Annotated in this window: 11 protein-coding genes; 9 read left to right on the forward strand and 2 right to left on the reverse strand. The window is 63.2% G+C overall.

What is annotated here, in order from left to right:
- The first annotated feature begins 5 nt into the window (after window positions 1-5).
- The 4 genes from lon (at window position 6) to OXH60_01955 (ending at window position 4,597) form a co-directional block, all read left to right on the forward strand.
- Window positions 6-2,456, forward strand: a complete 2,451-nt coding sequence (gene lon, locus OXH60_01940) for an endopeptidase La (GenBank protein ID MDE0710876.1) — start codon at window positions 6-8, stop codon at window positions 2,454-2,456.
- Between the two features lie 42 nt (window positions 2,457-2,498).
- The gene (locus tag OXH60_01945) at window positions 2,499-3,263 is read left to right on the forward strand and encodes an SDR family NAD(P)-dependent oxidoreductase (GenBank protein ID MDE0710877.1); all 765 of its coding nucleotides are present in this window, start codon (window positions 2,499-2,501) and stop codon (window positions 3,261-3,263) included.
- A gap of 8 nt (window positions 3,264-3,271) precedes the next feature.
- Window positions 3,272-4,093, forward strand: coding sequence for an NAD(P)-dependent oxidoreductase (locus tag OXH60_01950; protein MDE0710878.1), 822 nt, complete (start codon window positions 3,272-3,274; stop codon window positions 4,091-4,093).
- A gap of 306 nt (window positions 4,094-4,399) precedes the next feature.
- Window positions 4,400-4,597, forward strand: a complete 198-nt coding sequence (locus OXH60_01955; GenBank protein MDE0710879.1) for a hypothetical protein — start codon at window positions 4,400-4,402, stop codon at window positions 4,595-4,597.
- A 67-nt stretch (window positions 4,598-4,664) separates the two neighbouring features.
- Here OXH60_01955 and OXH60_01960 read toward each other — a convergent pair whose 3' ends face one another.
- Window positions 4,665-5,609 carry an RluA family pseudouridine synthase gene (locus tag OXH60_01960; GenBank protein ID MDE0710880.1) on the reverse strand — a complete coding sequence of 315 codons (945 nt, stop codon included), beginning with the start codon at window positions 5,607-5,609 and terminating at the stop codon, window positions 4,665-4,667.
- Window positions 5,606-5,986, reverse strand: a complete 381-nt coding sequence (gene crcB, locus OXH60_01965; protein MDE0710881.1) for a fluoride efflux transporter CrcB — start codon at window positions 5,984-5,986, stop codon at window positions 5,606-5,608. The genes OXH60_01960 and crcB overlap by 4 nt, the downstream gene beginning before the upstream one ends.
- A 405-nt stretch (window positions 5,987-6,391) precedes the next feature.
- Here crcB and OXH60_01970 point away from each other — a divergent pair, with 405 nt between their 5' ends.
- From OXH60_01970 to OXH60_01990, 5 genes are all read left to right on the forward strand, one after another.
- Window positions 6,392-6,949 (forward strand): hypothetical protein, encoded by a 558-nt coding sequence (locus OXH60_01970; protein ID MDE0710882.1) that lies wholly within the window; start codon window positions 6,392-6,394, stop codon window positions 6,947-6,949.
- 127 nt (window positions 6,950-7,076) lie between these two features.
- A complete protein-coding gene (locus OXH60_01975; GenBank protein ID MDE0710883.1) occupies window positions 7,077-7,253 on the forward strand; it encodes a hypothetical protein in 177 nt (58 codons plus the stop codon).
- 577 nt (window positions 7,254-7,830) lie between these two features.
- Window positions 7,831-8,775 (forward strand): hypothetical protein, encoded by a 945-nt coding sequence (locus OXH60_01980; protein MDE0710884.1) that lies wholly within the window; start codon window positions 7,831-7,833, stop codon window positions 8,773-8,775.
- Window positions 8,772-10,136 carry a hypothetical protein gene (locus tag OXH60_01985; protein ID MDE0710885.1) on the forward strand — a complete coding sequence of 455 codons (1,365 nt, stop codon included), beginning with the start codon at window positions 8,772-8,774 and terminating at the stop codon, window positions 10,134-10,136. Before OXH60_01980 ends, OXH60_01985 begins: the two co-directional genes overlap by 4 nt.
- Entirely contained in the window at window positions 10,133-10,630 is a 498-nt protein-coding gene (locus OXH60_01990; protein ID MDE0710886.1) for a L,D-transpeptidase family protein, read from the forward strand. The genes OXH60_01985 and OXH60_01990 overlap by 4 nt, the downstream gene beginning before the upstream one ends.
- Window positions 10,631-10,694: the final 64 nt, after the last annotated feature.

Here is a 10,694-nt window from a genome sequence, read left to right on the forward strand (position 1 = left end):
TCACCATGCAAGAAGACACCGAGAAGGCCGTCCCCACGGTGCCGGAACCCAAGAACAGGGTCTTGCCGGTGTTGCCGCTGCGCGACATCGTCGTGTTCCCGAACATGATCGTGCCGCTGTTCGTTGGACGCGAAAAGACGGTGCGCGCCCTGGAAGAGGCCATGGCGAACGACAAGCAAATCCTGCTCGTCGCACAACGGGAATCCACGGAAGACGATCCAGGGCCGGACGATGTCTATCCGGTCGGCACAGTCGGGAAGATCGTCCAGCTGCTCAAGCTGCCCGACAATACGGTGAAGGTGCTGGTCGAGGGTGTGATCCGGGCGTCCATCGAAGAGTTCACGGTCACCGACAAGTTCTTGCAGGCCAGGATCACCGACCTTCCCGATGAAACGCCAGCGTTGGACAGCACTCTTGAAGCCCTGCTACGCGCCGTACACGCAAGGTTTGAGACCTACGCCAAGCTGAGCAAGAAGATCGGACAGGAGATGGTGTCGTCGATCGCGCAGATCGACTTTACCGATCCCGGCCGAATCGCGGATGCGGTATCCGCCCAAATCGGCAGCAAGATCTCGGACCGGCAAACGCTGCTGGAGACCGGCGACATCCGGAAGCGGCTTGATCTGATCCATTCGCTGATCGAGGCCGAAATCGAGGTACTGAAAGTCGAGCGCAAAATCCGGACCCGCGTCAAGACGCAGATGGAACGGTCCCAGCGGGAGTACTACCTCAACGAGCAGATGAAGGCGATCCAGCGCGAGCTGGGTGAAGGCAGCGACCGCGACGAGGACGATGCCGACAACTTCCGCTCAAGGATCATGGCGACCAAGTTTTCCAAGGAAGCCAAAGCAAAGGCTCTGGGAGAACTGCGCAAGCTTCGTTCCATGAGCCCGATGTCCGCCGAGTCCACGGTCGTCCGAAGTTACATCGAGTGGTTGCTGGACGTCCCATGGAAGAAGTCCAGCCGGGTCAATCGCGATCTCAAGAGGGCGGAGAGAATCCTGAACGAAGACCACTACGGATTGGAGAAGGTCAAGGAGCGGATTCTCGAGCACCTCGCTGTTCAGCAACGAACCAAGCGCGGGCACGGGCAGATTCTGTGCCTGGTGGGCCCGCCCGGTGTGGGCAAGACCTCCTTGGGTGAATCCGTTGCCCGAGCGACGGGCCGGAAGTTTGTACGCGTGGCGCTTGGCGGAATTCGTGACGAGGCGGAAATCCGCGGGCATCGTCGTACCTACGTCGGTTCGATGCCAGGTCGCATCATCCAGGGAATGAAGAAGGCCAAGGTGTCCAACCCGCTCTTTCTGCTGGATGAAATCGACAAACTGGGTGCCGACTGGAGAGGCGATCCGACGTCCGCCCTGCTTGAAGTTCTGGACCCGGAACAGAATGTCACCTTCAACGATCACTACCTGGAGGTCGATTACGATCTGTCGGGAGTGTTTTTCCTGACCACCGCGAATACGCGCAGCATGCCGCAACCACTGTTGGACCGAATGGAAATTATCCCACTGCCGGGCTACACGGAACGCGAGAAAATCGAGATCGCGAAATCGCATTTGATCGCCAAGCAGATGAAACGCAACGGAGTTCGTCCGCACGAGTGGAAGCTGCAGGACGATGCGCTGGAGACGATTATCCGTCGCTACACCCGTGAAGCCGGGGTTCGCGGACTTGAGCGGGAAATCGCAAAGCTATGTCGAAAAGCTGTCCGCAAGATCGTTGGCGATGAGATCGAGACGGTGGAGGTGGCACCGGAGGACCTGGCCGAATACCTAGGACCGCCGCGCTATCGCTACGGTGAAATCGAAAGCGAGCAGATGGTGGGCGTGGCAACCGGACTCGCATACACGGAAGTGGGTGGCGACCTTCTCACCATCGAGGCCGTGACCATGCCTGGCAAGGGGCGCCGTCAAATCACCGGCCAACTGGGCGATGTGATGCAGGAGTCGGTCAAGGCGGCGGTGTCGTACTTGCGTTCGCGCGCACCGCTCATGAGCATCGACCCGGAAGCATTCGATACCCGGGACATTCATCTCCACGTGCCCGAGGGCGCGACGCCGAAGGACGGTCCTTCCGCGGGACTGGCGATCGTCACGTCGATTCTCTCGGCGCTTACCGGAATTCCTGCGTCGGCTCGCGTTGCGATGACCGGAGAAGTCACCCTGCGGGGGCGGATCCTCCCGATCGGCGGGTTGAAGGAAAAGCTCCTGGCGGCGCTTCGAGGGAGCATTCGAACGGTGCTGATTCCGAAAGACAACGAGAAGGACCTGGCTGAGGTCCCGGATGAAGTCAAGGACGGGCTTGAGATCGTGCCCGTCAATGAGGTCGATGAGATCCTGTCGTATGTACTCCCGGAACTTACGACCCGCGAATGGAGCGACGACATGCGAGAGCTCACCATTCCCGCGGGCCCGCCAGTCAAACCGGTTGGCGACGACGTTACGCGCCATTGAACGGCTGACTTGGCGACAGCCTGAGATTTCAGGAGCTAGTGGATGAATTTCAGTAACGCCCATGCATTTGTGACAGGTGGCGCGTCGGGGCTGGGTGCTGCGACGGTTGAGGCCGTGGTCGAGGCGGGCGGCCATGCGAGCATCGTGGATATTGATGGCGATCGCGCGGCGGCGCTTGCAGCCCGGTTGGGAGCGCGGAGCCGGGCGGCGGCGCTCGATGTGGCGGACGAGGCGGCCGTGGCCGATGCAGTTGCCGCCAGCGTCAGCGCGTTCGGCCCGCTCAACCTTGTGGTCAACTGCGCAGGCGTGGCAACGCCGGGGCGGATCGTAGGTCGCAACGGTCCCCTGCCACTAGAGGCTTATGTCAGGGTGATCCAGATCAATCTGGTCGGAACGTTCAACGTCATGAAGGCGACTGCGGCCGTCATGCAGGAGAACGAGCTGGACGGCGACGACCGGGGCTTGATCGTCAACACGGCGTCGGTGGCAGCGTTCGACGGCCAGATTGGTCAGGGCGCGTACGCCTCGTCAAAGGGCGGCGTGGCCGCGCTGACGCTGCCGGCGGCCCGTGAACTTGCACGGTCGGCGATTCGCGTCGTGACCATCGCGCCCGGACTGTTCGAGACGCCGATGCTGGCCGGGTTGCCGGAAGCAGCCAAGGAATCGTTGATTGCATCCACGTTGCAGCCGTCGCGTCTCGGACGTTCCGAGGAGTACGCGACGTTGGTTCGCCACATCTACGAAAACCCGATGATCAATGGTGAGACCATCCGGCTCGACGGTGCGGTCCGCCTAGCACCCCGTTAGAGAAAGACATGCCGGCACTATCCGGAAAGACCGTCCTGATCACCGGCGCAAGCCGGGGAATCGGGAAGGCCATTGCGCTTCGCTGTGCACGCGACGGCGCCAACGTAGTTGTGACCGGGAAGACCGAGGACCCACACCCGAAATTGCCCGGCACCATTCATTCGGCCGCCGAGGAAGTGGAACAGGCAGGAGGGAAGGCCCTTGCCGTGGCGCTGGACGTCAGAGCCGAGGAGCAGGTGGCCGATTGCATCAGGCGGACGGTCGAGACATTTGGGGGTATGGATGTGCTGGTCAACAATGCCAGCGCCATCCACTTGGCCGGGGTGGAAGGGACACCGGCTAAACGGTTTGACCTGATGTTTGCAATCAATGTGCGTGGTACGCACGTGGTATCGCACCACGCAATCCCGCACCTTCGGCAGGCCTCGAACCCGCACATCCTGACCTTGGCACCGCCCCTGAATCTCAATCCCGACTGGTTCGCGCCACACGCTGCCTACACGGCCTCCAAGTACTCGATGTCCATGCTGGCCATTGGCATGGCCGGGGAACTGGCGGAAGCCGGCATTGCGTCGAACGCATTGTGGCCGCGCACGACCATTGCGACGGCGGCGGTCGAATTTGTTGTTGGTTCCGAGCTCATGGAGCGAAGCCGGAAGCCCGCCATCATGGCGGACGCGGCGCACGCCATCGTGACTCGTCCCGCGCGATCCTGCACAGGAAATACCTTCATCGACGAGGATGTCCTGCGTGAAACGGGGCTCAACAGCTTCGAGTCCTATGCGGTCAAACCCGGCGCCACGCTCAAGCAGGACATTTTCCTGGACTGAGCGCTTCGCGGGGGCCGACTGTCATACCTCCTGCCACGAAGTAATGCAGAATCAGCATGGCTAACATCAAATATTGCGGTGACATTCACCCGCGGTCCTGGGCAGGACAGGGGTAGGAACGCCATTCAGACCTAACCCCAATGCTGGTTGTAGTTGGCTAATGGCCAACTTCGGAACGTCAGAGTCGGGATCAAGCCATGCAACTTCTGCATGATTGATGCGCAAGTTCGCCTCTTGGGTAGGCGTTACCAATTTCCTACATGGTTCTGCAGGCACGGGTATCGCGTGCTTGAAAGGAACAAGGTGATGAACACCCAATCATTCCGGTCTTCAACCGGTTTGCCCATCGTCGGCTCGCTGGAAGCGGATTACTCTGAGTTGGCCCGGGCCGGTCGTGCCCTGCAGGGCAGGGCCGTTCGGGAAGCAATCGTCGGAGTCTTCCGTTGGATTGGCGCGGGCTTGCAGGCTCGGTTGATCGGCGGGCGCCTCTCCCGCCACGCCTGAGCGGTTCGCAAAGCCAGCGAGCGTGGGGCGGGGCTGACCGTACGGCATTGCTTCGCCCCGGAGTGCGTTACTGGGTGTCAGCCGCATCCGGATCCCTGAAGCCGGATCGTACGAAGCGGGATCGCATCGTCTCGGGCAATGGCGCTTCGATCCGGAGCGTGAACCCGTCCAGGTCCGGCACGGTGAGTTCGCGGGCGTGTAGCTGAAGCTGGCCGCCCGCTTCAGCACGAGCCCCGCCGTACTTCGAATCCCCGTGAATGGGGCACCCGATCATGGCGCAATGAACCCGCAGTTGATGGGTTCTGCCGGTCTCCGGGCGTAATTCGAGCCACGACGTGCCATCCGAGAACCCTCTTGTGCAGTAGTGGGTGGTTGCGGTCCGCCCTGTGAGACTGCCGATCATGCGTCGCTCACCGCCGGCAGTGACCTTCCGCAAATGGCCGGAAATCTTCCCGGTGCGGGGACTAGGGGCACCGACGACCAGCGCCCAATAGACCTTGCTGGCGCGACCTTCCCGGAACAACTGGGCGCAATGTTGCGCAGCCTTGCGGGACCGTGCCAACAAGAGTACGCCGGTCGTATCCCGATCCAGACGATGGACCAGCCGCGGTCGCTCATCGGCGCCGAATCGCAGGGTGTCCAGCATGCCGTCCAGGTGACGGGAAATCCCTGATCCGCCCTGGACGGCGAGTCCTGCCGGCTTGTCAAAGGCGATGAAGTGATCGTCCTTGTAGAGGATGCGGTCCGCCAGCGCCGCGACGTGCAGTCCAGCCGAGGCGTGTGCCCGTACCCGGCGGACCTGACCCCGGACAGGGGGAATGCGCACCACCTGGCCCGCGGCCAGTCGAAGATGGGCTCTCGCGCGATGCCCGTCCACGCGGACCTGGCCGGTGCGGATAAGCCTCTGGATCAGCCCGAAAGGCAGTTGGGGCAGCTGCTCGCGCAGCCAGCGATCAAGCCGAATTCCGTCGTCGTCGGGACGGACCGTTTCCGGAGTGGGGTTGCTCGTCACGATAGGGCCAACCGCACGCCCCCGGCACCGAGATAGAAGCCGCCAATGCAAAGTGAGACAGAAAGCCCGACATAGAGGATGCCGGAGATCATCGCTTGGCGATCGAACAGGTTGGCTGCATCCAGCGCAAATGTCGAAAACGTGGTGAAGGCCCCCAGGAGCCCTGTGGCGATCAGGGCACGCAGCTCGGGCGTCAGCTTCAAGGTCGATGCACCGGCTTCGACAACGGCGCCGAGGGCAAGGGATCCGAGCACGTTGACCGTCAGGGTCCCCCACGGGAAACCAAAGCCCAACCAGCTGTACATTCCAGTACTTACGGCGTGGCGGAGTACGGCGCCGATGGCGCCGCCGACAGCGATTGCTAGGAACATGTTCATCCGTCGGACACACTATTCCGATCTGGCAGACGTGCGTGGTGTGACAGCTACGTGGCGACAGGACTCGGGCAACTGCGCGTTGCGGTCACGGCGTCCTGGCGAGCGCCTGCGCAGTATGCGCTACGAAACGACTCTTCGCATCGGGCCGGAGCGTGCAACCGTCGAGGCCATTCGTGCTGGGTCTCCACAGCCTTCGGACCAGGATTTCGTGTTGGCGGATCGCGCAATTCTCATTGAGGAAGCCCGTCAGCGGTCCCGTGCAGGGCGGTTGCGAGATTCCGCTGGGTGCGCGCCGCACTCGGGCCGTGCCAGGGCCGGTCTGAACGACGATGACGGTCGGCAGGGGGCGGGACTGCTTGTTGAGGGGTCAGGCGGAGCGTTGTCTGAGAAGGCTCAGGCGCACGTATGCGTCTGGCGGCCATGATGCTCCGTCGCCTGATGTTGTGGGCGCTGCGCCGACTTGCCAAACCATTGGTGCCATTTGCCGCATTCCTCGTGCTGGTTTACGTCGTGGTCGGCCGGGAGGAAGGATGGGAGAGCCCTGGCGTATCCTCGCCGGGTGAGCAGTCGGGGCACGGCGAGTCCTGGCAAGCGCCCAGCCGACTTGAGACCGATCCGTTCGCCCGGGTGAGTTGCGTCTTGGGTCCGCGAGGGCCATGCGAACGATACGTCGCCTTCGCTGTCGGCTATCAGGCGTGGCTCGCGCAAGCCCGGGACGCTAGGGCCAGTGCGCGACTGACTCCCGAGATGGTGGCCGCCCTAGCGGGTGCAGAGCGACGCGCCAGACGAGCGGTACGGCGACGCGCCTTCGACGAAGCCCTGCAGGAGTTGCACACTGCGAGAAGCACTGCTGAAGCTCAGCTAGCCCGGACGGAGTTACTGATTGACGCTCAGGATTCGGCGCCGACAGACGCGAGCGCACCAGCAGGGACCGGGCATTCCGAAGTTGAGAGAGATCGGTAGTCAACCGTCCCGGCCGCGGACGGAAAGTGGCTTGCAAGAAACTGACGCGCGGCACACAACAGTCGAACCCGACCCCGGTGATCGCCCGGTCGAGGTCACGGTGGTGTCCGACTAGGCCACAGTGGTGATGATTCGCGGAGTTCGGTCGCTGGGGCGGATCGATCGAACGACAGTGACCCTGCGTCCAGGGACCTATGTCTTTCAGGGGTACCGGGCAGGTTTTCGGGCGACTCAGGTGGAGGTGCGCGTGACTGCCAGCAGCAAGCCCGGTGAGGTGGTGGTCATCTGCGATGAACGGATCTGAGCCGGCCGCCAATGGTGGTTTGGGAGCGGTGACGGGAAAATCCGGGACGGGCCGAGGCCGGTTCCCGCACATGCGGAGTGAGCACGGATTCAAATCACCCGAGGTCGCGAGTACCACGTACCGCGGTCGGGAACCAGGATCGTGGAGGGGCCGGACCTGAGCGGTCGGCGGCGACATCGGCGTCCAGCCGACCGATTTAGCAGTGGTTCCGGTGGTATCTTGAGTCCGTGCCACCGGCCGCCCTGATGCGAGCATTTTGAAGATGGCCTCACGAGATGCACCGGAATCCAACGGCCCGGCTTCCACCGCGCAGTCAGGTCCATCCGCTGTCTCGGCTACGGCCCCGGCAAGCTCGAGGAAGGACGAGGCCGTCGGTGCAGGGACGAAGCAGACTGTCCAGGACGGGCAGGAGGCCGCGAAATCTCAAAGCGGGAAGCGCGCGGGCCAGCCGTCAGTTCCGTCATCAGCTGGTGCAGGTCCGCGCGCGAAAGGCACGCGGCGCGCGTCCACCGCGTCCATCGGGCAACGGCGACCTCGATGGCCACGTCTGGCCGTCGTATGGGTTGGAGTCGTCTTGGTGCTTGCCACCATTGGTGTTGCTGTCTGGGAACTCCGGCGTCAATTCACGGCGGCAATTGAGGAGACTCGGACCCTGGATCTCCGTGTCCAGGAACTCGAGCAGCAGGTATCGAACATTGGGGCGCAAGCGCTGACCGACGCAGACTTGCGGCAGCTGAACGTTCAGGTGGAGCGACTCACGGCCCACCAGGACTCCTTGGCGTTTCGCAGCGAGGTGGATGCACTCGGCGATTCTCTGGGCCGGCAGCTCCGCGCAGTCGAGGACAGGCTGGCAGCGCTGGTGCTGCTTCCGGGAACCGAGGCTGAGGCGATTGCGATGACTAGGCAATTCGCCGAGATTTCCCGCACGGTGGCGGCGGACAGAGCCTGGCTGCAAGCCGGGCTTCGCGCCCTTGCCACGGCCCAGATCCTGCAGTGGATCGGCACGGAAGTGGAGCACGGCAGGCCCTATGCGGAGCCGCTGGCGCTGCTTCGCGAATTGGTTGACGGTGATCCACAGCCGGCGGCTGCCCTCACGGTGCTGACGCCATACGCACTGACCGGCTTCGCAACGCAGGCGGAGCTGGCTCGAAAGTTCTTTGCTTCGGAGCAGTCAGCCCGTGCGGCGCTTGGAGATCCCACGGCGGTCGGCCTGGACAGGTTGCTCGACCGCGTGGCCGGGCTGGTCGAGGTCCGACGGACCGAAATACCAACGGGCGGATCACCGGACTCGGTGCTGAGCCGGGTGAGTTTTCTCGTCGAAGCCGGCGATCTCAGGAAAGCCTGGCAGGAAAGCGGTGCGCTTCCGGAGGCGATTCAGGCCGAGCTTGCCGAGTGGCAACGCGAAGCGGAAGCGGTGTTGGCCGCGCACGACGCCCTGCAGGCACTGGAACGATATGCCGACGGGCAGCTTGCGGATCTGGTCCGAAATGCGGAATTGGAACCTTTGCCGGGGTCACGATGATTCGACTGCTGGTTCTGCTGGCGGTGCTGTCGGCTGTCGGGATGTCGGCTGCCTGGCTTGCCGACGTGCCCGGTCAATTGCGTCTCCAATGGCAGGGCTGGGAAGTCCGTGCCGCACCCGGTCTGTTAGCGGCAGCGCTCGTGGTCTTGGCTGTGCTGGTGCTCGGCGCACTTTCGTTGTTCAGGCTCTTGTGGAGGCTCCCGCGGCGGGCGGTGACCGCGTGGCGGGATCAGCGGGTCCGGCGGGGATGGCGCTCACTGGAAACCGGCTTGACGGCAGCGGCGGGCGGTGACGAACGTGGTGTTCGCAACGCTCTCAGGGGCGTGCGGGTGCTGCCCGCGGACGCGCCATTGCGGCTGTTGCTCGAAGCGCAGGCGGCCATGCTTGTCGAGGACGTAGCCAGTGCTCACGCTGCGTTCGAACGAATGGAACACGGGGCCAGCACCAAGCTCGCGGCGCTCCGGGGCTTGGTCGCCGAGGTGCGGCAGCAGGGCCGGCTTGCCCAAGCTCTCGACCTCGCAGAACGTGCGGCCGAGCAGGTGCCATCGCCCCGTTGGGCCCTGCAGGAGTGTCTGGACCTCAGCTTGCGGCTCCGTCGATGGGGCCGGGCCAAGCAGGCTGTTTTCGCAATGCGGCGTAGCGGACACATGGACGAAGCGGCCGCGCGCCGAGCCCGAGGGGTGATTGCCGTTGAAGTGGCGAGGGCCTGCCGAGCGGACCGGGATGCGGCCGGGGCACAAAGGGCAGCATCCGAAGCAGTTTCGATGCTACCCGATTTCGCGCCAGCGGCCGCAATTGCCGCGGAGGTATGGTTGAATGCGGGCCGCTCGTCCCGGGCCGCGCAGGTCATCCGTGCGGCGTGGAAGTCGCAGCCTCATCCCGACTTGGCGTTCCTGCTGCTGAGAGCAAGTGGTGCGGACGGTCCACTCGCTGGGGTCGGTCCATTGGAAGAGTTGACCGAACTGACCCCGGATACGATGGAGGGAAATCTCGCGCTGGCGGAAGTGGCCTTGCGTGCCAAACTATTTGGGGTTGCCCGCAAGTATCTTGAACTGGTGCGGGGAAGCCAGCACGACGAGCGCGTGTATCGGATACTTGCCGATTTGGAACGGGTCAGCAACAACGATGCCGAGGCGGCGTCGAAGTGGCTGTCGGCAGCACTGGACGCTAAACCGGCACCGACCTGGCTGTGCAACGCTTGTACCGAGGAATATCTGCGCTGGCAGGCAGTCTGTGACCGGTGCGGCTCGTTCGACCGCATCACATGGGGAGTGGATGGCGAGGCAAGCATGCAGGCACCAGTCAGGCAACTCCAGCGTCTGCCGGCGGAACCCGCCGCGTTGGCCGGGGCAACTCCATGATTAGGAGAACATTTTTCTCCGCGCTCCTTGCCATGCCCTGGGTTCTGGGTGCGAGCACGTCCGTGGCAGGTTCCGTTGATCTCGTGATCGTGGAAAAACGACAGCGCACACTTCGTCTCTTGCGCGGAGGTCGCACTGTTCGAACGTACCGGATTGCGCTTGGCTTCAATCCCGAAGGCCACAAGTCGCGCGAGGGCGATGGCCAAACTCCAGAAGGCTTCTACCGGATCGACGGATTTGTGGCAGAGAGCGCATACCATCGGGCGCTGCACATCAGCTACCCGAACGCATGGGATCGCCGCCGGGCAATGGAGGCCGGGTACGATCCCGGAGGCCAGATCATGATTCATGGCCTCCCCAACGGTGTATCGGCTCAGGAAGTCGGGCATGGAAGCGAGGATTGGACCAACGGTTGCATTGCCGTCACGAATCGCGAAATTCGAGAGTTGGTGGCGTTGGTCCCTGTAGGTACGCCGATTCTGATCCGGAAATAAAGGGGTTGACCTCGACGAGCTGTAACCACCCATGACACCAACCATGGCAAGAGGGTACGTTGAC

The organism is Rhodospirillales bacterium (assembly GCA_028824295.1).
Classification (GTDB): Bacteria; Pseudomonadota; Alphaproteobacteria; order TMED109; family TMED109; genus VXPW01.

Excerpts from the sequence above, each read along its gene's own strand:
- lon (MDE0710876.1), top strand. The coding sequence starts at position 6 with ATGCAAGAAGACACCGAGAAGGCCGTCCCCACGGTGCCGGAACCCAAG.
- OXH60_01945 (MDE0710877.1), top strand. The coding sequence starts at position 2,499 with ATGAATTTCAGTAACGCCCATGCATTTGTGACAGGTGGCGCGTCGGGG.
- OXH60_01950 (MDE0710878.1), top strand. The coding sequence starts at position 3,272 with ATGCCGGCACTATCCGGAAAGACCGTCCTGATCACCGGCGCAAGCCGG.
- OXH60_01955 (MDE0710879.1), top strand. The coding sequence starts at position 4,400 with ATGAACACCCAATCATTCCGGTCTTCAACCGGTTTGCCCATCGTCGGC.
- crcB (MDE0710881.1), bottom strand. The coding sequence starts at position 5,986 with ATGAACATGTTCCTAGCAATCGCTGTCGGCGGCGCCATCGGCGCCGTA.
- OXH60_01970 (MDE0710882.1), top strand. The coding sequence starts at position 6,392 with ATGCGTCTGGCGGCCATGATGCTCCGTCGCCTGATGTTGTGGGCGCTG.
- OXH60_01975 (MDE0710883.1), top strand. The coding sequence starts at position 7,077 with ATGATTCGCGGAGTTCGGTCGCTGGGGCGGATCGATCGAACGACAGTG.
- OXH60_01985 (MDE0710885.1), top strand. The coding sequence starts at position 8,772 with ATGATTCGACTGCTGGTTCTGCTGGCGGTGCTGTCGGCTGTCGGGATG.
- OXH60_01990 (MDE0710886.1), top strand. The coding sequence starts at position 10,133 with ATGATTAGGAGAACATTTTTCTCCGCGCTCCTTGCCATGCCCTGGGTT.